The 22141-nt window shown below is 36.6% G+C and carries 23 protein-coding genes; 7 read left to right on the top strand and 16 right to left on the bottom strand.

Translation table 11 applies throughout. The features are described 5' to 3' along the window. Nucleotides 1–64: 64 nt before the first annotated feature. The 4 genes from ACYQ73_RS24025 to ACYQ73_RS24010 form a co-directional block, all read right to left on the bottom strand. On the bottom strand, nucleotides 65–1174 hold the full coding sequence (locus ACYQ73_RS24025; protein WP_460014755.1) for an HD-GYP domain-containing protein: 1110 nt from the start codon (nucleotides 1172–1174) through the stop codon (nucleotides 65–67). Between the two features lie 31 nt (nucleotides 1175–1205). Next, nucleotides 1206–2579: a bifunctional metallophosphatase/5'-nucleotidase gene (locus ACYQ73_RS24020; RefSeq protein WP_460014754.1), complete on the bottom strand. Its 1374-nt coding sequence runs from the start codon at nucleotides 2577–2579 to the stop codon at nucleotides 1206–1208. A gap of 92 nt (nucleotides 2580–2671) precedes the next feature. Next, nucleotides 2672–3499 carry a sulfite exporter TauE/SafE family protein gene (locus tag ACYQ73_RS24015; protein ID WP_460014753.1) on the bottom strand — a complete coding sequence of 276 codons (828 nt, stop codon included), beginning with the start codon at nucleotides 3497–3499 and terminating at the stop codon, nucleotides 2672–2674. Then, on the bottom strand, nucleotides 3499–4356 hold the full coding sequence (locus ACYQ73_RS24010) for a DUF72 domain-containing protein (protein WP_460014752.1): 858 nt from the start codon (nucleotides 4354–4356) through the stop codon (nucleotides 3499–3501). The genes ACYQ73_RS24015 and ACYQ73_RS24010 overlap by 1 nt, the downstream gene beginning before the upstream one ends. 314 nt (nucleotides 4357–4670) lie before the next feature. Between ACYQ73_RS24010 and ACYQ73_RS24005 the strand changes: the two genes are divergently transcribed. After that, on the top strand, nucleotides 4671–5495 hold the full coding sequence (locus ACYQ73_RS24005) for a GNAT family N-acetyltransferase (protein ID WP_460014751.1): 825 nt from the start codon (nucleotides 4671–4673) through the stop codon (nucleotides 5493–5495). A gap of 66 nt (nucleotides 5496–5561) precedes the next feature. On the opposite strand, the gene ACYQ73_RS24000 is transcribed toward ACYQ73_RS24005, so the two are convergent. The 4 genes from ACYQ73_RS24000 to ACYQ73_RS23985 form a co-directional block, all read right to left on the bottom strand. Then, nucleotides 5562–6164 (bottom strand): nitroreductase family protein, encoded by a 603-nt coding sequence (locus tag ACYQ73_RS24000; protein ID WP_460014750.1) that lies wholly within the window; start codon nucleotides 6162–6164, stop codon nucleotides 5562–5564. Between the two features lie 100 nt (nucleotides 6165–6264). Next, on the bottom strand, nucleotides 6265–6864 hold the full coding sequence (locus tag ACYQ73_RS23995; RefSeq protein ID WP_460014812.1) for a DsbA family oxidoreductase: 600 nt from the start codon (nucleotides 6862–6864) through the stop codon (nucleotides 6265–6267). 94 nt (nucleotides 6865–6958) lie between these two features. Continuing rightward, nucleotides 6959–7396 carry an Rrf2 family transcriptional regulator gene (locus ACYQ73_RS23990; RefSeq protein WP_460014811.1) on the bottom strand — a complete coding sequence of 146 codons (438 nt, stop codon included), beginning with the start codon at nucleotides 7394–7396 and terminating at the stop codon, nucleotides 6959–6961. Between the two features lie 153 nt (nucleotides 7397–7549). Continuing rightward, nucleotides 7550–7747, bottom strand: coding sequence for a hypothetical protein (locus ACYQ73_RS23985; RefSeq protein ID WP_460014749.1), 198 nt, complete (start codon nucleotides 7745–7747; stop codon nucleotides 7550–7552). 298 nt (nucleotides 7748–8045) lie between these two features. Here ACYQ73_RS23985 and ACYQ73_RS23980 point away from each other — a divergent pair, with 298 nt between their 5' ends. Then, nucleotides 8046–8396, top strand: a complete 351-nt coding sequence (locus tag ACYQ73_RS23980; protein ID WP_460014748.1) for a DUF3592 domain-containing protein — start codon at nucleotides 8046–8048, stop codon at nucleotides 8394–8396. Between the two features lie 305 nt (nucleotides 8397–8701). Here the strand turns inward: ACYQ73_RS23980 and ACYQ73_RS23975 are convergent, their stop codons facing one another. Beyond that, nucleotides 8702–9760 (bottom strand): alpha/beta hydrolase, encoded by a 1059-nt coding sequence (locus ACYQ73_RS23975; protein WP_460014747.1) that lies wholly within the window; start codon nucleotides 9758–9760, stop codon nucleotides 8702–8704. A 211-nt stretch (nucleotides 9761–9971) separates the two neighbouring features. Between ACYQ73_RS23975 and ACYQ73_RS23970 the strand changes: the two genes are divergently transcribed. After that, nucleotides 9972–10439 carry a ferritin-like domain-containing protein gene (locus tag ACYQ73_RS23970; RefSeq protein WP_460014746.1) on the top strand — a complete coding sequence of 156 codons (468 nt, stop codon included), beginning with the start codon at nucleotides 9972–9974 and terminating at the stop codon, nucleotides 10437–10439. 455 nt (nucleotides 10440–10894) lie between these two features. Here ACYQ73_RS23970 and ACYQ73_RS23965 read toward each other — a convergent pair whose 3' ends face one another. The 7 genes from ACYQ73_RS23965 to sufC all read right to left on the bottom strand — a co-directional run bounded on the left by ACYQ73_RS23965 (nucleotide 10895) and on the right by sufC (nucleotide 19075). Next, nucleotides 10895–12253 carry a lytic polysaccharide monooxygenase gene (locus ACYQ73_RS23965; RefSeq protein ID WP_460014745.1) on the bottom strand — a complete coding sequence of 453 codons (1359 nt, stop codon included), beginning with the start codon at nucleotides 12251–12253 and terminating at the stop codon, nucleotides 10895–10897. 580 nt (nucleotides 12254–12833) lie between these two features. After that, nucleotides 12834–13556, bottom strand: coding sequence for an FxLYD domain-containing protein (locus ACYQ73_RS23960; protein WP_460014744.1), 723 nt, complete (start codon nucleotides 13554–13556; stop codon nucleotides 12834–12836). A 273-nt stretch (nucleotides 13557–13829) separates the two neighbouring features. Next, nucleotides 13830–15227: a Fe-S cluster assembly protein SufB gene (sufB, locus tag ACYQ73_RS23955; RefSeq protein ID WP_460014743.1), complete on the bottom strand. Its 1398-nt coding sequence runs from the start codon at nucleotides 15225–15227 to the stop codon at nucleotides 13830–13832. 95 nt (nucleotides 15228–15322) lie between these two features. After that, a complete protein-coding gene (gene sufU / locus ACYQ73_RS23950; RefSeq protein WP_370042329.1) occupies nucleotides 15323–15751 on the bottom strand; it encodes a Fe-S cluster assembly sulfur transfer protein SufU in 429 nt (142 codons plus the stop codon). Further along, complete coding sequence (locus ACYQ73_RS23945; protein WP_460014742.1) at nucleotides 15741–16970, bottom strand: cysteine desulfurase; 1230 nt, start codon at nucleotides 16968–16970, stop codon at nucleotides 15741–15743. The genes sufU and ACYQ73_RS23945 overlap by 11 nt, the downstream gene beginning before the upstream one ends. Next, nucleotides 16970–18277: a Fe-S cluster assembly protein SufD gene (sufD, locus tag ACYQ73_RS23940; RefSeq protein ID WP_460014741.1), complete on the bottom strand. Its 1308-nt coding sequence runs from the start codon at nucleotides 18275–18277 to the stop codon at nucleotides 16970–16972. The genes ACYQ73_RS23945 and sufD overlap by 1 nt, the downstream gene beginning before the upstream one ends. Nucleotides 18278–18295: 18 nt before the next feature. Beyond that, entirely contained in the window at nucleotides 18296–19075 is a 780-nt protein-coding gene (gene sufC / locus ACYQ73_RS23935) for a Fe-S cluster assembly ATPase SufC (RefSeq protein WP_024362714.1), read from the bottom strand. A gap of 437 nt (nucleotides 19076–19512) precedes the next feature. Here sufC and ACYQ73_RS23930 point away from each other — a divergent pair, with 437 nt between their 5' ends. From ACYQ73_RS23930 to ACYQ73_RS23915, 4 genes are all read left to right on the top strand, one after another. Then, nucleotides 19513–19764, top strand: a complete 252-nt coding sequence (locus ACYQ73_RS23930; protein ID WP_460014740.1) for a hypothetical protein — start codon at nucleotides 19513–19515, stop codon at nucleotides 19762–19764. Nucleotides 19765–19968: 204 nt separating this feature from the next. Beyond that, complete coding sequence (locus ACYQ73_RS23925; protein ID WP_460014739.1) at nucleotides 19969–20871, top strand: LysR family transcriptional regulator; 903 nt, start codon at nucleotides 19969–19971, stop codon at nucleotides 20869–20871. A gap of 43 nt (nucleotides 20872–20914) precedes the next feature. Next, nucleotides 20915–21310 (top strand): hypothetical protein, encoded by a 396-nt coding sequence (locus tag ACYQ73_RS23920; RefSeq protein WP_460014738.1) that lies wholly within the window; start codon nucleotides 20915–20917, stop codon nucleotides 21308–21310. Nucleotides 21311–21324: 14 nt separating this feature from the next. Continuing rightward, nucleotides 21325–22035 (top strand): LytR/AlgR family response regulator transcription factor, encoded by a 711-nt coding sequence (locus ACYQ73_RS23915; RefSeq protein WP_460014737.1) that lies wholly within the window; start codon nucleotides 21325–21327, stop codon nucleotides 22033–22035. Nucleotides 22036–22141: the final 106 nt, after the last annotated feature.

Here is a 22141-nt window from a genome sequence, read left to right as displayed (position 1 = left end):
TCTTTTTCGAGGGAAAAACAAAAAATCTCCTCCTGTTCCTTAACGTATGAACAGGAGGAGATTTTTATTCGATTTTCAATGGTGCAATATAATCCACTTCAACGCTTTCTATTATTACGGCTGGGTAGCTCCCTAAATTAATTTCATATGTAGCTGCTAATAGTTGATTTTGCTCCTCAAAAATACGAATCCACGGTAAAGCTGGATTCAATGTATTTTGTCTTGATACAATACCTCGACGTCCATCCGATAATTTTAAAATAACACCATTTGGATAATGTACAACAGACCTTTTCAATGCTTTTACAATACGTGCATCGTATATAGTTCCAGCGCCTGCTTCTAAAATTGCTAGACCCTGAGAAGGTAGCATTTTTTCACGATATACACGACTTGTAGTCACCGCATCAAAGACGTCTGCTACACCAATAATTTTGGCGAACGGGTGGATTTCAAAATCTACTAATCCCCGTGGATAGCCACTCCCATCAATCCGTTCATGATGTTGGAAAGCACAATGTGCAACAATCAACGATATGGAATGTAAATTACGTAACAAGTCAAAACCATATCGAGTATGCTGCTTCATCGATTCAAATTCCTCACACGTTAGGCGCTCAGGCTTTGTGAGGATTTCTTTTGGTACCATAAGCTTCCCAATGTCATGTAACAAAGCGCCAATCCCAATTAAACGTAAATCCTCAGCTGAGTACCCAAGCTCTCTAGCAATCGCTATCGAATATAGTGTGACTTGAAAGGAATGTTGATATAAATATTCATCGAATAAATACGCATCTGTTAGTATTGTTAAAATTTCAACATTACCCCTAACTGCCAACAGTAACTCGTCTACAATTGAAACAATAGCTTTTGATTGTTGGTCAAGCACATAAGAGGCATTTACTGGACTTAAACCATTGATTGATTGGAATGAATCTTTAATGGTTGAAATTGCTTTATTTCGAATATCAGTTGAAACTGTTTCCTGTACCTCAATACCCTTAGAAATTTTATCGTCAATATATAAATAATGCATATTTAATTGTTGAAGTCTTTGTATGATACGTTCATTAATGACAACATCTTTCTTTAAAAGAGGATGCCCCGCCTCATTCCAAATGGTTCTTGCTAATACCATTCCTTCTTTTAATACATCGATTGAAATTAATCGCATGACCTTTTCCCCAATCCATTTTGAAAGCGTTTTATCTACTATTACTAAAGAATCTTTGACCATAATCTATCATAATGTTTCGTAAAAATTCGGGTAGAATATATTTTTTCTTAGCATATTTAAAGCTTGGATAAAAATAACCGAACGTAAACAAATCAAGTGTTACTAATTTATAAATTCGATCATTATCTGCAAGCTTCCCATTGATAAGTAATTGACGATCTTCATTCATTGAAAAGCCATAGGTTAACATCTTCCCAAAAATAACGCCTCTAAACCCTAATCCTTTTAGCTCAATATAGGGCCATTCTTCATTTTTAGATTGCTGAAAAATTTCTTTCATTTCAGCAACTGATAATTCAATCGTACATAAATTTATAGGATGTGGGAAAATTCTATGCAAATCTAGTGCTGTCACTGTTCCCTTAGGTAAACCATCTAAAAAAATACCCGCGTTAAATAACGCACAATCTGCTCCACTTTTCTCTAAAATCGCACGCGCAAACAAATCGGATAATTGCGAATAATGGAACCATTCCTTATTGTACGATTTTTCCGTAGTGAATACTGGAATATCGAGTAATCGTTTGCCTTCTTTTTCAAAAGATTGAACGATTTCATGTTCATTTTTAATCGCAGGCAAATCACTATTATGAATTAACGTATCCTTTTTTTCAACAATTTTCCTGTTTTTTGTATCATATCCTAACATAAGATGGCCAGTATATTGGCCAAATTTTCCTCCACCCGTTAATAAAACGCCATTAATAAGCTTTCCATTAGGGAGAACGTGATGTGTATGTGAGCCGAATATAACATCTATTTCTGGGCATTCCTCAGCTAAAAGCTCATCCTCTGATATCCCTAAATGTGACAAACAAACAATTATATCTACTTCTTCCCGAAGCTGAAGTGCTAAGCGAATGAGTGTACTTCGTGCCTCATCTATCTCCCAGTCTAATTCGTTATAATAAATTTCAAACATAGCCGTTGCTGCAATGACTGCAACCTTTGTGCCATAAGCAGTTGTTAATACAACATACGGCTTCATCCACGTTGGATTTGGTCCTTGAGAGGCATTCACATTAGCAACTACTACGTCAAAAGTTGCTTCATCATACAAATGGTGCAGCTCCACATGGGACAATGTTATACCTTCATTATTACCAATCGTTACTACATCGTAGCCCGCTTCATTCAATAACCTCACATTGCCCTTACCGACTGTTGCTTCCGTATAAATATTTGAACGATCTAAATGATCGCCGACATCAAATAAATAACTTGTTTCTCCCATGGTTGTAAGTTTCGTACGCATTTCTTTCACATAGCTTTGCATTCGTGGCCAATACTTAAAATGACTGTGCAAATCATTCGTGTGAAAAACATGAATTTTTTCCAGCAATTAAGCCACCTCTTCTTTAAAATAGCTTCTATGTCTGTAGAAGACTTTCTATCAAAGTCTCGTTTACTTTTCGGACCTATAGACATCTAAAATCAATGTGACAATAAACCTTCGATAATAGAACGAATTCCTAATAATAATAAAATAACTCGAAGCGCTACTACAAGCGTATCTGATTTAATTCTTTTATTTAATGCTGCCCCTAGCTTTGCTCCAATATAAGCTCCTGGAATAACAGGAATCGTATAAAGCCATGGAACGTGTCCTAAATAAATATGACTCGCTGAATTAACAATCGACGATAAAAATACCATGAACATCGATGTTGCCACTGCCACGTGCGGTGGGAATAAAAATAAAATAATCATGGCAGGCACAATCATCGAGCCTCCACCGATACCAAATAATCCAGAGGCAAAGCCAATGCCAAATGTTAATGCAATGGCAAACCAAATTGGATACCCATATATAAAGGTATTTCCTTCTTTATCTTTGAATTCCTGTTGCATACCGTTTTTTACAAACCATTCTACAGGTTTCAATCGATCACGTACAAGTAATATCGTCGCTAAAATGATTAGTAAAATACCAAAATACAAATTAAATGATGGTACATCTAGCCCCTTATTTACCCATGCGCCCAGCATCGTTCCAGGTATACTCCCTATAAAGAATATCCAACCACTCTTATAATCAACTGTTTTAGATTTCATATAGCTTAACGTAGAGGCAAGTCCAGTAAAAATCATCATGACAACAGATAAACCAACTACTTTTTGAGGAGTGATATCTGGAATCATCCCTAGATTTAACCCAACGTATAAAGTTGCTGGGACTAAGATAATTCCTCCACCAAGCCCCACCAACGAGCCAATTATCCCAGATAATAATGCAATAATAACTAAAACAAAAAATTCCATTATAGTTCCCCTTCAAACATGTTTAATTGTTTAGGCGCTAACCCTATATCTCTAATCGCTAAAATACCTTGTAATTCCTTTGCATTTTTCGCAGCATGAAGCCCTGAATTATTATTAAATAATACATACAGTTCCTGTACTTCTGATTGAAGATGCTTCAAATGCTGTCCAAGCTGCTGTAATTCTTCACTATTATAATCATATAAAAAACGAACCTTCCGCCAGTTCTCGGCATTTCCAGTATTACGCCACCCATGAATGTTACGTCCATGAATACGTACAAGTGCCTTAGTCGCAGTAACCGTAGGATAAAATGGTACAGAGCCCACGCCAGCCTGTGGTTCATCACAAATTGTATGAATGAATTGATGCTCTCGTAAAAAATCCATTGTTTGCTGCACTACATTGTCCGCATACCATGTTCGATTGCGAAACTCAATCGCTACGTCAAAGCCTTTGAGCTGCTGCCTAATATACAATAAGTATTGTACATTCTTAGTCTGACAATCAAACCACGGCGGGAATTGTGCTAGTACCATTGCTAGCTTCCCATGACGTTTAAATTCATTGGCACATTCGATAAAGGCATTAAACATGTCATTCTTTGATTCAAACGGTATATCGCCACGTAAATGACCAGTCATCCCTTGATAGGCCTTCACAACAAAACGAAAATTTTCGGGTGTATCCTCACACCATTTCCGTACATTTTCTTTAGAAGGTATGGCATAAAAAGAAGTATCCACTTCGACCGTTAAAAAATGCCCTGTATAATCGAATAATTTGTCCTTTGAGGCAGTCACTTCACTATAAAGCGAAGGATGATCACCCCAACCAGTTAATCCAACTATAATCATGTGACCCCCTCCTCTATGTACATTTATCATAGCATACACTTTCTAATGAAATATGAACGTATCGTAAAAAAACACACCTTATAAATATAGACAGCTAGATGGATATTACCATCATTTACCTATATGATAAAGTAAAGGATTATCATCATAGCGTGGGGTTGATTTCCGTTCCGGCTGGGCGCTTTGTTGCTAATCCCCAAGGAGTCGCCCAGTCTCCACTCCAATCAACCTAAGCACATGGTATACGTTTTAATAAATGTCATTCTGAACTTTTAGTCAAAATATAAAATTCATGCGAAAGGATAGTGTTATAAATGATTACTGAGCTACAGCAAAATGAATTTCACAGGTGTAAAGAGCTGTTGAATAAACAAGGCCAATTAGAAGTTCAAGCAGTTGTAGAGGGAGTTAATCCTGGACGAATATTTGTGGATAATATCGACACACCACGTACAGCACTTATTTGGTTAGGCAACAATGATGGATTTTTATTTATAGGAAATGAAAAAAATGACCAATTTAATAATCAAATAAATGATTTTATCGATCAAGTTATTGTACCCGAAGCGAAAAAAGTGGGGTTACATTACTTTGAAGGTATTGGTAACCATCAAAAGTGGAATCAAACGATTGAAAAAATATTTAAACATCGTGAACTTGGTAGTTGGAAGCAAAGAGTATATAAGCTACATAAAAATAACTATATAGCTAATAATGAGCCCGATATTAAAGAAGGCTACACTGTTTTAAAAATCGATAAGGCTCTCTTCAACGATAACACAATTAAAAACCCTGAATATTTACAGTCAAAAATATTATCGTTTTGGTCTTCTTCTGAATGTTTCTTGGATAAAGGAATTGGGTACTGTGTCGTTTACAATCACCATATTATTAGTCTTTGTTTTTCAGGCTTTGTTGTTGAAAATGTCCATTGCATAGATATCGAAACTTTAGAAGCCTACCAAGGAAACAAATTAGCACAAAATCTTGCTCACCAATTTGTAAAAGATTGTTTGGCCCAAGATTCGATTCCCTATTGGGATTGTATGGAGTCAAACAAGCCTTCCATCGCCGTAGCAGAAAATACAGGGTTTACCAATATTTTTAACTATGTAGGATACGAGTTTTCATTTAACTAATATGGTAGAAACCCCGTTAAGTGCATCGTGTCCACTTAACGGGGTTTAATAGTAGTTAGGCTTTAATTAATAAAACTTCACTACATCTTCAAAAGGTAAAGAAGTTTTTTCTCCTGGTTGTTCATTTGGTTCACCAAATGGCATTTGAGCTACTAGGCTCCATTCTGCAGGGATATTCCAAGTTTCTTTAACTTCCTCGTCAATAATTGGATTATAGTGCTGAATAGATGCGCCAATTCCTTCAGTAGTTAAAGACATCCATGTTGCGTATTGTAACATAGCATTTCCTTGATGAGACCAGAATGGGAATTGCTCTTTATAAGAAGGTGCGTTTTCTTGCATTTGTTTGATTGTTGCTTGATTTTCAAAGAATAAGATTGTTCCTACTCCATCTTTAAAGCCTTGTAAACGCTCTTCTGTTGCAGCAAAATTTTCTGCTGGAACACGAACACGCAATGTTTCTTTAACAATATCCCAAAACTTTTCGTGCTCATTATCCATTAAAACTACTACACGTCCACTTTGCATATTAAATGAAGATGGTGCATGTACACTGATTTTTAACAGCTCTTCAATTTTTTCTTTTGTAATCGCTGCGTTCTTTTTCACTTTACGGATTGAACGACGATTAATAATTGCATCTTTTAAATTAGTTGTTGTTAATGACATTTGTATTTCCTCCAAATTTTAATTAAATAAATTTTATTTACATAGATTTTTACAGGCGCTTCATTTTATACGTCACTGTTTAAATCTAGTATTTACATTCCTATTTTTTTAATTGCTGATCGATGACTTGCGCAATTCTTTCTTTACTAGCTAATCCTTGGATCATTTCATCACCAATAATTAGTGTAGGAACAGCCGTAATATTCGCTTCTTCATAAGCATGTTTTAAAGCTTCTTGATGAGCTTCACGATATTTACCTGAAAGCAAAGCTTCCTTGAACTCTTCTTTTGGCAGACCTACTTCATTCGCTAATTGAGTTAACACGTCTACATCCTCAATATTTTGCTCCTCTTGGAAAAACGCGGTGAAAACTCTATGATGAAATTCATTTCCTTTTCCATGTACTTTAGCGAATTGATATCCTTCAAAAGCTACATTTGTATAAGGATGTGGAGATACACGCGGTAATCGCATATCAATCCCTAACTTTTTAGCTGTAGGAAGAATATAGGAATCCCACGACCCTAATTTAGCAGGCTCTTTCCAAGGATCGATTTTAGGATATGGTTTAGGCCTTAATTCAAACGGCATCCACTCTATCTCTATATCCTTTTCTTTTGCAATTTCATCCAATGGCCCTTTCCCTAAAAAACAGAAAGGACAAATAAAATCCGAATATGCTTTTATTTTAAGAGTCATCCAATAAAAACTTCCTTTCTTTTTTGTTGTAACCATTTTAGTTACAACAAAGTCAAATAAATATGCATTCAGGTGAAAAGATAAAAGAATGCATTTATTGTGATTGTTGAATTTCATGGATTAAAGATGTAATCACTTGTTCCATCGTAATATTAGCTAATACTTGCTCCATCGCTTCTTGTGCTTGCACTAAAATTAGCTCTAACACAGCCTGTATATTTGCACCAATAGGACAATCAGGATTGGGATTTTCATGTAGATGAAATAACTTATCTTCTTCTACAACTTCTACTGAACGAAAAACCTCTAGCAAAGTGATAGCATCTAGATCTTTGACTAAAGAAGCTCCACCTGTTCCCCGGCGCACTTGCACTATACCTGCCTTTTTAAGATAGGATAATATTTTCCTAATTACTACTGGATTTGTATTTACGCTTTCCGCCATAAATTCTGATGTGCAAATGGTCGATGGATTTTGTTTGATGATTGATAAAATATGAACAGCGATTGTAAAACGACTGCTAATTTTAATCTTCATCACCTCCAGCTGTAACCATTATAGTTACAACAGAAAAATAAGTCAACTGTTTTATAAAAAAATACAACATGCGAAAAAATATAGATTGAAAAACTGTTGGGTCTATACTTGAACAAGCTATTTTATAAGATACTGCTACATACCTTCTTAAAACTTACTTCGACTGTATGCTGGTCCTCCTTCCATAAGAGGGTCTACCACGTTTACAAACACTTGATTATTTTTAAAGGTATTGATATTTTGAACAATTGAATTCTTCTTGAAATCTTCTAATGCATTTGGCGAATCTGAGTTTTCATCTGCTGAGAATTGTATAAATAAATAGTCTAGATTCATATCTGCCAATTACACTACAGAAAGTGCTTCTTGCTAACTTCATTAGGAACCTCTAAACCAAGCTCTCCGTATCATACAGGATTTAGGAATACTTCTTTTGGATATACATAAGGTTGCCCTCCTCTAGCCCTTAAGTTTTTCAATTAAAGTTGATTTTGCAGCTTTAAGTAAAGCGTGTATAGTATTATAAAAGTAAAGTTCCCAAAGCATTGCTGGATCTGGCACCTTTCACAGAAATAACAGTATTCAAAAAATTTGAGTTTACCTATAGTCTTTTGTTTAAAAAAGAAAAAAAGTGGGGATGCACATGTACATTTTTATCGGGGTAATTATCTTCTTTCTACTCATTTTTGTCGCACTATGGATATTACCACTGAAGTATCAAAAAATTGAATGGATTGAAACGAACGCACAGATTATCGAAAGTGATTTTTCACACCGAACAGTTGGCCATGAGATTACATATGCAAAAGGAGAATCAAAACGTAGAGTAAAGTTGACAGTACAATTTACGTCATTACAAAATAAATCAATCACTGTCACGCGCAAAGTATGGACATATACGAAAAATCGTGCTTTTTTTGAGGAAGGACAATGGGTGACGATTCTTTATAATAAAAAGAAGCCTCAACAGTTTAAACTCAAATATCAAATATAGAAGGTTACTAAGTTAACTGAATGGGAGATCATTCTTTTTTCCATCGATTGAATCATCCTAAAATAAACATCAACATTTCAAAAGCATATCAATTATACCTCGGCATAATCGTCCGGAAAGGAGTTCTTTATGCTTGCACAAAGAACTCCTTTCCGACTTACGTGACGTCCGCCAGAGGCTTTCACTTATTCCATAGTAATATTAGCTAATACTTGTTCCACCGTCATCCGCTTCTTTTTCCCCCTCATCCTCTTTCTAACCAAAAAGTGAATTCTTTTTATCTAGTAGCTCGATTTATTCAGAGGTCACTGACTAGATGAAGTAATTTCCTTCAGAAACTCCTTTGTCTGCTTCAGGCTACTTATGCTAGCCGGGGAGGCCATATCAAACTGATAGCCATGACCTACCTTCATTTCAGCAGGGTCGAAAAATAGAGAGTTGACTTGAACGTCCTTTTCTTTAAGTGTATCCACGAAAGTCCTAGCCTGTGATTCAAACGAATTCGTATTGCCGTCAGTCACAAATGCTGGTGGAAAGTCTTTTGTAACGTACTTTGAAAGGTTTAAAATATCAAATTCCGAGTTGTTCATCCAGTTTTTATCGCCCAAAATGCCCCAGCCCATTCGCTTGAGTACGAATTGTTGTGAAGACTTTAAATCGATACGCTGTATTTCTGAGATATCGTATGGAGCGCTGTATAACAATAATCCTTTGATTGCGTTGGTCGGCATCAGTTGTGGAATTTCCACGAGCTTTGCATATTCAGCATTGGATTGGATTAGGGCAAATTCTCCCGCCAAGAAAGCACCCGCTGAGGAACCGGCTAAAATCACTCGTGATGGGTCCAATGGATACTTCGAAGCCAAGTTCTGCAAATATGACCATACTTCCCCGACTTGTTTCGTCTGATCAAACAAAGTGGCTCCAGGCGCTAACTCGTAGTTCATCGATACTACAGCATAGCCATCAGCGGCCAAAGCTCTTGAATAGTTAGCGGCCATAAACTTATCTCCCGTAATGAAGCCTCCTCCATGGATAAAGAGGATAACGGGCAGTGGCTTTGAATCGCCTTGAGGGAGATAAAGGTCGAGTTTATTTTCCTGATACTTGGATGGATATGAGATGTCTGAGATCACCTGAGTTTGCTCCATGAGCGTGGGTAAATCAGATGGATTGGAACCAAAATTTTCAGGATTATTCTTGCTAGCCAGTAGTTGCATCACCCAAATCGTCGGCTGCGGCGTCCAAATGGCAAAGGCCGATGTGATCAGAACAATAGCCAAAAAAGCCATCAGTATAAGCTTAGTTAATTTGAGAATTTGCTTTTTTCCTATTCGTTGACGGGATTCTAGTATCTGCGACATAGATAATGCTCCTTTATAGTATTTTTGTCTACTATACTACATATTTATCATTTTGCAATTTTCAGATTTTCGAACAAAGAATTCAAACCTATAAAAAAACGCCAGGCAATTGTGTATAACGCCCTCGCTAGGCAAAAATGAAATGACTTTGCACAATTACCTATACACAAAGCATAAAATAAGTTGATGGTTAAACAAAAGGAGGACAATGATGTATCCAAATCAATACTATTATCATTATGCTCCACAGCATAATAGTACTTATCCTATGCTAAACGATGCTCAACTTGTAAATGATATTCAGAAGGCAATTAATGCTGAGTATAGTGCCGTTGCTTGTTATGAGAAGTTAGCTAAGATGGCACCTACGGAGGATGAGAAGAATAGAATACTTGAGATCCAAAAGGATGAACTACGCCATCTCGATGAATTTAGCAAAATTTATACGAATTTAGCAGGAAGAAAGCCTTCTTATCAAATAATTGAGGAATGCCCTGACAACTATAGGGCCGGAATCGAATTTGCTTTTAAAGATGAACAAGAAACTGTTGATTCTTATTTAGATATAGCAGATAAAGCAAATGATTTGATGATTAAAGAAAGGTTTCGACGTGCAGCAGCAGACGAGCAAAATCACGCTGTGTGGTTTTTGTTTTTTTTTCAAAAAGCCCCGACATAACACATATAAATAAACAAACTCAAAATTACGGTCATCCAGATTTATTACATCCTCCTACATTGGCATCCCCTCGATTGTTGGGTGAAAACTTAACTCAAACTATTTTTGATAATTTTCTAGGGAACTTTAACTTTTTTAATAATACATTTGGGCATATAAATACTTTATTACCGTTTTTCGGACATAATTGGGTACCGTTTTCTAATGATGAATCGCAGTTATTCGTAACAAACTCAGATAACAATAAAATAGCATATGCGACTAAGAGTCATAGGGATAAAGACAATATTTCTATATACGAATCGTTTATAGCTTTTAATATTCCAACTGAAAATTTTCCAACCGTTTTTTCTCAACTTTATAACGACTCTTTGAACCACCAAAACAACATTAGATACTTACCTTAAAAATCAAAAGAAGGAGACGAATTTTAAAGTTCGTCTCCTAGCCATTTTTTATTTAATTTCTTTCCATAAAGACAATGCGAATATCCAATTTGGATCTCCATATCCTTGATAGCTTTGCACAGCTTCATATATTTTACCTTGATGCTCTACTTTATCGCCTTTTGTGTACGCCTTAGATGGACTCCATTGCTCATAAGACGCCCCTTGCTCTTTTGTAGTCACAGTGAAAACGGAACTTTTATTAGATTCATTTCCAGCTGTATCAACAGCAGTGACTGCATACTTATATGTTGTATTTGATTGTAGATTCATGTCCATAAAGGAAATAGTTTTCGATGTTCCAACTACAATCATTTGTCCTACTTGTGTGCCTCGATATATAACATAGTGGTCAACTGCTACATTATCTTCTGATGCACCCCACATTAAGTCTACATTTGAGGCTGTTACTCCCATCGCATGAAGTGAAGTTGGTTGCGTTGGTGCTTCTGTGTCCGGAACTGCATTCATTGTCTCTACAGCTATAGATTCACTTTCTTTAGAAACATTTCCAGCTGCATCCACTGCCTTTATTGTATATGTATATTTTGTATTCACTTTTAAATTTTTATCTGTGAATGTTGTTCCTGGTACCGTTCCAATTGCTTTACCATCACGTAATACTTGATATTCTTTTACACCCACATTGTCTGTAGAAGAATTCCATTTTAGCTCGACACTGTTAGAAGTGACTTTCGTTGCCTGTAATCCATTTGGCTGAGTTGGAGCTTCCTTATCTACATCCACATTATTCACCAAATTAACATCAATTACATTATAAAAAGCATTTGAAGTATTCGCTACATCCCAAACAGCTAAAATAACGTGGTAGCCACTACGATCAGTTGGTACGTTAATTGTATGAGTTAAATTAGTTGATGCTTCAGTACCGTTATGTTCAACAGTTCCAATTGGCTCAAGATCCGCACGAGTTAATGGTTTATTAGGATCCCATCCCTTTTTTGTAATATAATAGTGCCATTTGCTTGTTAAATGCGACGCAGTGTACTTCCAAGTAAAGGTATTTGGTCCCCCTGTAATCGTATTCTTAAACCAGCGATTTACAGATTGTTGATCGAGGATGCCACCAAACATACCTCCCGCTGATGCGATTTTACCATCAACTGGTCCACCTTGTGGAAATCCTTTTTTGGCCTCCAAGCTCTGAGGCTCATACATAACGTTTCCACAACTCAAGTTAAGCGCGCCATAACTTTGGCTACATAAAGCAGCACGGCTAGCCGGTTTTTCAACAAACCCATGTGCATATGCATTTGGCGCCATTGCAATCCCCATGATTCCAGCTGCTAATATGGCAGCACTTAATCCCTTTTTACTTTTACTTAATTTTGTGAATTTAGTGTTCATATAAGTAGTCTCCTATCTTTGAAAATGTATTTCTACTCGTATGATAGACTATGGATTAAAAATTAAGCAACCTATGTATGAATATGACAAAAGTCTCATTATACTGTTATGTTTTTTCACAAAAGATGTATATTAAAAGCTCTAAATATAATAAATATCTTATAATTATGTGCCTTTTTATTTAAAAGAGCTTTGGATATTATTAAAGTGTTCATAAAATATTCAAATTAAAATTTGTCAATTCATGATCATCTTCATAATTTTTTATTTCGCGTAAAATAGGTTAGTAAGCTATGCAAACAACATCTGCATAAAAAAAATCGAGTGCAATGCACTCGATTTTTTTATGTGGCAATAATGGGCTTTGACCTTGGCGCAATACCTTTATTTACCAACTATTATCGGCGTATTATCCGATAGAACCTTCCATCTCGTAGTCGTATATTTCTTGTAAACCAACTAATTAAATCACATTAAAATGTTGTTATATCAACCTTTTATAGAAAGTGAATTGTCAAAATTAAATCATATAAATACAATTAACTTAGCACAAACTTGGCAAAACACTTACTTTTTAACCTTATCTTACTTCAATGTTGTAAATATAAACTTCATAATCATCCATTTCTGGGAAAGCTATGGATGAAGGTATTATAAAGTCGTATTTTTTTCCAGCATTTAATGAGGAAAGCGTCTTATTTGAGCCACCAACAATTTTTCCATCTTTTTTAAATACAATTCCAACATCAACAGAAGAAATGTCAACTTCACTTGTGTTTTCTATAAATCCACTAACTTCATAACTCTTTAAGACACTTCGTTCTACTGTAAGATTCGTTAAAGAAATATCAGATGACGTAACAACAGGCTTTTCCTCTATAATCCAATCTTTATCTTTTACTTCAAGCTCTACGCTAATATCAGCAAAATCTTGATGTTGGATGGCTGGAAAATTCATTACTACTGTTTCACCTGGACGAATTGTTTTAACAGATTTTGGCTCTGATATCACTACACCATTATCATCTGTGATAGTCCATTTTATATTTGAATATTGCGCAGTATGCTCACTATTTGGATTTTTAAATACACCTGCTACTTGCAAATAACCGTCTGAATCACGCTCATATCCATATTCCACTACTTCCAAATCTTTAATTTCAATTTGTTGACTAACATCTTCATTGCTTCTTTCATTATGTACTTCATTTTTTGATACACTATCGGAAGTTTTGCTATTTTCGCAAGCAGCCATCATAATTACTATGTAAACAAAACTTAATACATAAATAACTTTTCTCATAAATCCTCCTAATCAAACAATATCTACCAATAAGTATAGCATATCTCAAATTTTAACAATATATTTTTATAATTATTTAAGTAGTAGCTATTAAACATAAGACATTATGTATAATTTTAAAAAAACTTTTTTTAAAATTATAACTAGAATGATGGAACTTTTTAGACAGCCTCTTTTGATATGCACATGGCATGACTTTGCATAAATTTAGCACGAAGTAAGAAGGCAAAAAAATACCCCGTCACAAACATTTATGTGACGGGGTTTGAAGTTTTATCCAATACTGCCTTCCATCTCGAATTTTATGAGACGGTTCATTTCTACTGCGTATTCCATTGGTAATTCTTTTGTGAATGGCTCGATGAAGCCCATTACGATCATTTCTGTCGCTTCTTCTTCAGAAATACCACGAGACATTAAGTAGAATAATTGTTCCTCTGATACTTTTGAAACTTTCGCTTCATGCTCTAAAGAAACATTATCATTTAAGATTTCGTTGTATGGAATTGTATCTGAAGTAGATTGGTTGTCCATGATTAACGTATCACATTCGATGTTAGCACGTGCACCACTTGCTTTAGGGCCGAAACGAACTTGACCCATATACGTTACCTTACCACCTTGTTTAGCAATCGATTTAGAAACGATTGTTGAAGATGTGTTTGGTGCCATATGAATCATTTTCGCACCTGCGTGTTGGTGTTGACCTTTACCCGCTAATGCGATTGATAATGTCATACCACGAGCGCCTTCACCTTTAAGGATACAAGCTGGGTATTTCATTGTTAATTTAGAACCAATGTTACCATCGATCCATTCCATCGTACCGTTTGCTTCAACAACAGTACGTTTTGTTACTAGGTTATAAACGTTGTTTGCCCAGTTTTGAATCGTTGTATAACGGCAGTATGCATCTTTACGTACAACAATTTCTACTACTGCTGAGTGTAAAGAGTTTGTCGTGTAAACAGGAGCTGTACAACCTTCAACATAGTGTACGTGAGCGCCTTCATCTACAATAATTAACGTACGTTCGAATTGACCCATGTTTTCAGAGTTAATACGGAAGTAAGCTTGTAATGGCGTTTCCACTTTTACACCTGGTGGTACATAGATGAATGATCCACCTGACCAAACAGCTGAGTTTAGTGCAGCGAATTTGTTATCAGTGTAAGGTATCACTTTGCCCCAGTATTGTTTGAATATATCTTCGTTTTCACGTAAAGCTGAGTCAGTATCTTTGAACACAATACCAAGGTCTTCAAGGTCTTGTTTCATGTTATGATAAACAACCTCAGATTCGTACTGAGCAGATACACCAGCAAGGTATTTTTGCTCTGCTTCTGGAATACCTAATTTATCGAAAGTTGCTTTAATTTCATCAGGTACTTCATCCCAAGATTTTTGTGTAGCTTCTGATGGTTTTACGTAATACGTAATTTCATCAAAATCTAAATCTCCTAGGTCGCCACCCCATTGCGGCATTGGTTTTGTATAGAAAGTTTCAAGTGCTTTTAAGCGGTATTCAAGCATCCACTCTGGCTCTTGTTTCATAGTTGAAATTTCACGGACGATTTCTTCAGTTAAACCACGTTTTGAACGGAAAATTGATACGTCCTTGTCATGGAATCCGTATTTGTAATCGCCAATATCAGGCATTTTTTTAGCCATCGTTTCTCCTCCGTTCATGTTGTTATCTTGTTTCAAGCTCGGATATCTTGCTTTGAGTGAAAGCACCTATAGTGACTCTCACTCAAATTTAGATATTATTGCTTTACACCTTTTTCCATCGCTTTCCAAGCTAATGTCGCACATTTAATACGTGCCGGGAATTGAGAAACACCTTGCAGTGCCTCAACATCCTCAAGGTCATATTTCTCGCTATAGTCTTCGCCCATCATCATTTTAGAGAAAATTTCAGCAAGCTCTAATGCTTCCTCAACTTTTTTCCCTTTAATGAGCTGCGTCATCATGGAAGCAGAAGACATCGAAATCGAACAGCCCTCACCGTCAAACTTCGCATCTTCTACAATACCGTCAGTCACTTTTAGCGTTAAGTGAATACGGTCTCCACAAGTCGGATTGTTCATATCGATCGTTACAGCATCGTCTTCAATAGATCCTTTATTACGAGGATTTTTATAGTGATCCATAATGACTGAACGATATAGTTGATCTAAATTATTAAAAGACATCGCCAAAATACTCCTTCGCAGAACGTAACCCTGCAACTAGGCGGTCAATATCTTCTTCCGTGTTATACAGATAGAAGCTTGCACGCGCTGTCGCTACTTGTTGAAGACATTTCATTAGTGGCTGTGCGCAATGATGTCCTGCACGAACAGCAATACCGTTCATATCAAGAACCGTTGCCACATCATGTGGATGTACATCGTCTAAGTTAAACGTTACAAGTCCACAACGCTTCATTGGGTCACGTGGGCCGAAAATTTTAAGTCCGTCAATTGTTTCAAGCTGATCCATCGCGTAGCCTGCAAGTTTATGCTCATGCTCCGCAATGTTATCTAGCCCAATTTCAGTTAAGAAATCAATAGCGGCTCCTAAACCTACTGCACCTGCAATAATAGGAGTTCCACCTTCAAATTTCCACGGTAATTCCTTCCACGTTGAATCATAAAGTCCAACAAAGTCAATCATTTCGCCACCAAATTCAATTGGCTCCATCTTTTCAAGGTGTTCCTTTTTACCATATAGTACACCTATTCCAGTTGGTCCGCACATTTTATGACCTGAGAACCCTAAGAAATCTACATCCAAATCTTGTACATCGATTTTCATATGTGGTGCCGCTTGTGCACCATCCGCTACCATTACAGCACCGTTCGCATGCGCGATTTGAGCGATTTCTTTAATTGGATTAATCGTTCCAAGGACGTTTGACGCCATTGACACCGACACAATTTTTGTTTTAGGTGTAATTGTCGCACGAACCTTTTCTAGGTCAAGTGTGCCATCCGCTTCAAGCTCAATATATTTCAGCGTTGCATTTTTTTCCTTCGCTAGTTGTTGCCAAGGAATAATATTAGAGTGGTGCTCCATGTGAGTAATGACAATTTCATCACCCTCAGCAACATTAGCACGACCATAACTTGATGCAACTGTATTTAAAGCAGTTGTCGTACCGCGAGTAAAAATAATTTCTTGTGTTGACGTAGCATTAATAAAATTACGAACCTTTTCACGTGCACCCTCATACTTGTCAGTAGCACGGTTACCTAATGTATGCACACCACGGTGAACATTAGAATTATCGAATTCATAATAATGCTTCATTGCTTCAATCACTTGAATAGGCTTTTGAGAAGTTGCTGCGCTATCAAGGTAAACAAGCTTATGACCATTTACTTCCTGATCTAAAATTGGGAAATAGCTTTTAATGTCTTTATTCATCATTAGCGAACTTTCCTTTCAATAACCTCCGTCAGTTGCTTTTGAACGCCTTCAATAGGTAATTGCGTAACAACTGGCGCAAGGAATCCATGGATAACAAGGCGCTCTGCTTCTGCTTTCGAGATACCACGACTCATTAAGTAGTAAAGTTGTAGTGGATCCACTCGACCAACAGATGCTGCGTGTCCTGCTGTTACATCGTCTTCATCGATTAATAGAATCGGGTTTGCATCGCCACGAGCTTTTTCAGAAAGCATTAACACACGTGATTCTTGCTGTGCATCCGCTTTTGTCGCACCGTGTTCGATGTAGCCAATACCATTAAAGATTGATTGTGCTGCATCTTTCATTACACCATGCTTTAAGATATGACCATTTGAGTTCTTACCCCAGTGACGAACTTCAGTAGTAAAGTTAAGTTTTTGTTCACCGCGACCAACAACTACTGTTTTTGTATCAGCATGAGAACCGTCACCGATTAGATGTGTAATGTTTTCAGAAATAGTATCTGAGTCATTCATTAAGCCAAGAGCCCAATCTACTTTCGCATCACGAGCTAGTCGTGCACGACGATTTACATAAGTAGTATATCCTTTCGCAAGTACATCAACCGCACCGTAAGTAACTTGTGCATTGTCTTGAACTACTACTTCTGCAATGATGTTCGCTTGACCTTTTGCTTCTTCAACTGTTGAAATATATGTTTCAACATAAGTTACAGCTGAATTTGCTTCAGCAACAACTAACACATGGTTATATAATGAAGCTTCTGCGTTATCGTTTAAGAATACTACTTGAAGTGGTTGTTCGATAATGACATTTTTAGGTACATATACGAACACGCCACCGTTAACAAGTGCCGCATGAAGCGCTGTTAATTTATGCTCATCAACTTTTACAGCTTCTGTCATAAAGTACTTTTTAACAAGGTCGCCATGTTCACGAACCGCTGTTAAAATATCTGTAAAAATAACACCTTTATCAGCTAGTTCTTGTGATGTTTTAATGAAAGCTGGTGTGTTATTGCGTTGAACATAAAGATTTTCTTGTGCTTCAAAATCAATTAAAGCTTTTGCTTCTTCTGGTAATGCATCAAGTGAAGCAAATCCTTCACTGTCAACTGTGTGAGTTGGGAAATTTACGAAATCCCATTTTGTAATATTTGTTCTGTCTGGTTTTGGCAAATCTAAACCAGTTACTTTGTCTAGTGCTGCCGCGCGAAGTTCTGTAAACCAAGCCGGTTCTCCATTTGCTTCTGAGAACGAGCGCACGTCCTGTACTGTTACAGGCAAGTTAAGTTCCACTGTCATGCTAGTTCGTCCTCCCTCTTATGCTTCTTGTTCTTCAGTTTCTTCTTCGATACCTAATTCTTTTTTAATCCAGTCATAGCCTTCCGCTTCTAAACGTTGTGCTAATTCTTCGCCACCTGATTTAACAACGCGACCTTGCATCATTACGTGTACATGATCTGGTGTAATGTAGTTAAGTAGGCGTTGGTAGTGAGTGATCATTAAGCAGCCGAATCCTTCTCCACGCATTGCATTGATTCCTTTAGAAACAACTTTAAGCGCGTCAATATCAAGACCAGAGTCAATTTCATCTAAAATTGCGAAAGTTGGTTTAATCATCATTAATTGAAGAATTTCGTTACGTTTTTTCTCACCGCCAGAGAAACCTTCATTTAAATAACGTTGTGCCATATCTTCGTGCATTTCAAGGAATTCCATGTTTTTATCTAATTCACGGATAAATTTCATTAGAGAAATTTCATCGCCCTCTTCACGGCGTGCATTGATAGCTGAGCGTAAGAAGTCAGCATTTGTTACACCAGCGATTTCAGAAGGATATTGCATAGCTAGGAATAAACCTGCTTGAGCACGCTCGTCCACTTCCATTTCAAGTACATTTTCGCCATCAAGTTCTACTGTACCAGAAGTTACTTCATATTTAGGGTGACCCATAATTGCAGATGCTAGTGTTGATTTACCAGTTCCGTTTGGTCCCATGATTGCATGAATTTCATTTGTATTAATTGTAAGGTTTACGCCTTTTAAAATCTCTTTCCCGTCGATTTCAACGTGAAGATCTTTAATAACTAAAGTTGACATGAAAATACCTCCATAGTGTGTTCAGTGAATGGTGAACCATTCCTTAATTATCATCATTCTAATCTTAACTGAAAATCGTTCTCTATGCAAACCATTTCAATCACTTTCAATTTTCTCTGAAACAATCCTTAAAAACAAAGAGTTTGTAAGCATTTTCAGATTATTGCCAATCGTCATTGACAATGAGAATCAACTTACCTCATTTTCAATGAAATAATTCTAATTGAGAATCAGTTTCATCTAGCTACATAGTGAAAACCCCGCAGAAAGTGCGAATTGTAGCGGTTTTGTGACAGAAATGTATAAATAACAATACCAATACTATAACCTTTTTTATTAGAATGGAATCAAATAAAGGAAAAAAATCAAGGGTACTAGTTCGTAAATTTAGGACTTACCATCATAACGTGGGTTGATTTCCGTTCCGGCTGGGCGCTTTGTTGCTGACGCTTCGCTTTCGCACAGTTAAAACATTTGTTGCTGACGCTTCGCTTTCGCACAGAAAACATCCGCTGCGCTGCAGGGTCTCGGGCCAACACGAAGTTGGTCACGAAGGCGTTATCACAGGACGTGATGGTTTTAGCCTTCGTTCCTCTATCGCTGATCCCCAAGGAGTCGCCCAGCCTCCACTCCAATCAACCTATTTGCATGACAAATGTTTTAACAAAATGTCGTCCCAACTTCAATGATGGACTAAAATTTATTGGAAATTCCAACTCATCACCCACTTTTGATGACGAGCCAAAATTAATAATTGAAAGTCACGCAATTTTCTTTTAATCATTAAAGCTCGCAAGCTAACATTTGTTTATTTACAATCATTTTTCATCTTAAATAGTATATAATTGAGGTATAATCAATCGTATTTTTCGATTAATAGAGGTGAGGATCTAGTGGAGTTACGTCAATTACGTTATTTTGTTGAAGTTGCTGAGCGTGAACACATTTCAGAAGCTGCCGAACATCTTCATGTTGCTCAATCTGCAATAAGCCGACAAATTGCTAATTTAGAAGATGAATTAGGCACACCACTTTTTGAACGTGTAGGACGAAATGTTAAATTGACACCGATTGGAAAAACATTTCTCGAGCACACAATTACAGCTTTAAAAGCCATTGATTTTGCCGCAAAGCAAGTTGAAGAATATTTAGATCCTGCTAAAGGTACGATAAAAATCGGTTTTCCTACAAGCTTGGCTAGCTATGTATTACCAACTGTTATTTCAGCCTTTAAGCGTGAATATCCAGATTTGCAATTCCAGCTCCGTCAAGGCTCCTATCGTTTTTTAATAGATGCAGTCAAAAATCGCGAGTTAAATTTAGCTTTTTTAGGTCCGCTTCCACCAAAGGACGAATCGATCCATTCAACAATATTATTTACTGAAAATATCGCTGCATTATTACCAGCAAAACATCCATTAGCCAAAAAGGAAAGTATTCAGCTTGCTGATTTACGTAACGATTTATTTGTATTATTCCCAGACGGATACATACTACATAAAGTAGCTATGGATGCCTGCCGAGCTGCCGGCTTCTCACCGAACGTCATCTCCGAGGGTGAAGACTTAGATGCACTAAAGGGTCTTGTCGCTGCAGGCATCGGGGTCAGCTTATTACCAGAAAGCTCACTGTATGATTCAGCTGCTCGCTTCACAGTAAAAGTACCGATTACTGCACCTACGATCCCAAGAACAGTCGGTATTATTTCACCTGTAAACCGCGAAATTGCACCATCAGAAAAAATTTTTTTAGACTTCGTGACAAATTTCTTTTCACGACTTTCTCAATTTCAATAAAAAAATCGCCGAAGTTGGCGATTTTTTTTGCTTAAGGCTTAAGGTGCTTCTATTCTTCAGATTGGCTGTTCTATCCGTCGCTCTCGCCTTTCCATCCGTCGCTTTGATGTTTCTTTCCGTCGCTTCAGCTCTTCTTTCCGTCGCTCTGGTTTCCATCCGTCACTTTGGCTCTTCTTTCCGTCTCTCTGATTTCATCCGTCGCCTTGGCTTTTCTTTCCGTCGCTCTCGCCTTTCCATCCGTCGCCTCAGCACTTTTATCCGCCACTTTGACTGTTCTATCCACGATTTTGACTGGTCTATCCGTCGCTCTCGCCCTTCCATCCGTCGCTTTGATGATTCTCCGGGCTCCCCTTTTTTCCGCGTTCCATCTAACAGGCTGGGCACAAAACGACATTACTTATCACATTGCTTAAAAGAGTTGAAAGCAATACAATTGTAATTGGAGGGATAATTATGATTAAGACAGCTATCTGTGATGACATACCCCAAATGGCGGATGCAGTAGAAGAATTGTTAATACAATACAATCAAAAATTATTTGAATCCAATGTTTTCTATTATCCTGAAAAGTTAATCAGACATATGAAAAAAACTGAGTTTGATTTATTTATTTTAGATATTGAATTTCCTAATACTACAGGTATTGATCTTGCTGAAATAATTCGCCAAAACAATTTAAATGTTCCTATCATATTTTTAACTAATTACAGAGAATATATGGAGGACGTCTTTAAGGTACATACCTTTGATTTCATAATCAAACCTGTAACTAAAGAGAACTTATTTCCGGTTTTGGATCGAGTAACTAGATATCTAGATGTAAGAGAAGAGAGGTTCATTTTTTCCTATAATAAAATATCTTATAGCCTCCATATAAATGAGCTTGTTTATTTCGAGAAAAGTCGTCGCCAAGTTATTATTCATTCGTTAAATGAAGATTATGTCTCTAATATGTCTACAACTACAATTCTATCTAAACTTAATGACTGTTTTGTTCAAGTACATGCATCTTTTATAGTTAATGTAAAATATATCAAAGAAATAGGGAACAATTTCCTGGTATTAAAAAAAGATAACAATAATTCTATTGAGATACCAATGAGTAGAAAATATAAGGAAACCGCTCGAGATAAAATACTAATGAAATTAAGGGACATAGTATGATAATCATATTTATTCGACTATTAAGTTTTGTAACTTATATCTTCTTACTTAACTTTTTTTTCTCAAGCTGGTCATCGTCTCAGAAATTGTTTAGTAAACTAAATTT

It is taken from the genome of Lysinibacillus sp. CTST325 (genome assembly GCF_054665055.1).
The sequence above is the reverse complement of the archived record's forward strand: the minus strand, read 5'-3'. Positions and strand labels throughout refer to the sequence as shown.

Coding starts and splice junctions, on each gene's coding strand:
- ACYQ73_RS24005 (WP_460014751.1), top strand. CDS start 4,671: ATGATTACTGAGCTACAGCAAAATGAATTTCACAGGTGTAAAGAGCTG.
- ACYQ73_RS23980 (WP_460014748.1), top strand. CDS start 8,046: ATGTACATTTTTATCGGGGTAATTATCTTCTTTCTACTCATTTTTGTC.
- ACYQ73_RS23915 (WP_460014737.1), top strand. CDS start 21,325: ATGATTAAGACAGCTATCTGTGATGACATACCCCAAATGGCGGATGCA.
- ACYQ73_RS23945 (WP_460014742.1), bottom strand. CDS start 16,970: ATGATGAATAAAGACATTAAAAGCTATTTCCCAATTTTAGATCAGGAA.
- ACYQ73_RS23965 (WP_460014745.1), bottom strand. CDS start 12,253: ATGAACACTAAATTCACAAAATTAAGTAAAAGTAAAAAGGGATTAAGT.
- ACYQ73_RS23960 (WP_460014744.1), bottom strand. CDS start 13,556: ATGAGAAAAGTTATTTATGTATTAAGTTTTGTTTACATAGTAATTATG.
- ACYQ73_RS24000 (WP_460014750.1), bottom strand. CDS start 6,164: ATGTCATTAACAACAACTAATTTAAAAGATGCAATTATTAATCGTCGT.
- ACYQ73_RS24015 (WP_460014753.1), bottom strand. CDS start 3,499: ATGGAATTTTTTGTTTTAGTTATTATTGCATTATTATCTGGGATAATT.
- sufB (WP_460014743.1), bottom strand. CDS start 15,227: ATGGCTAAAAAAATGCCTGATATTGGCGATTACAAATACGGATTCCAT.
- ACYQ73_RS23995 (WP_460014812.1), bottom strand. CDS start 6,864: ATGACTCTTAAAATAAAAGCATATTCGGATTTTATTTGTCCTTTCTGT.
- ACYQ73_RS23970 (WP_460014746.1), top strand. CDS start 9,972: ATGTATCCAAATCAATACTATTATCATTATGCTCCACAGCATAATAGT.
- ACYQ73_RS24025 (WP_460014755.1), bottom strand. CDS start 1,174: ATGCGATTAATTTCAATCGATGTATTAAAAGAAGGAATGGTATTAGCA.
- ACYQ73_RS23975 (WP_460014747.1), bottom strand. CDS start 9,760: ATGTCGCAGATACTAGAATCCCGTCAACGAATAGGAAAAAAGCAAATT.
- ACYQ73_RS24010 (WP_460014752.1), bottom strand. CDS start 4,356: ATGATTATAGTTGGATTAACTGGTTGGGGTGATCATCCTTCGCTTTAT.
- sufD (WP_460014741.1), bottom strand. CDS start 18,277: ATGACAGTGGAACTTAACTTGCCTGTAACAGTACAGGACGTGCGCTCG.
- sufC (WP_024362714.1), bottom strand. CDS start 19,075: ATGTCAACTTTAGTTATTAAAGATCTTCACGTTGAAATCGACGGGAAA.
- sufU (WP_370042329.1), bottom strand. CDS start 15,751: ATGTCTTTTAATAATTTAGATCAACTATATCGTTCAGTCATTATGGAT.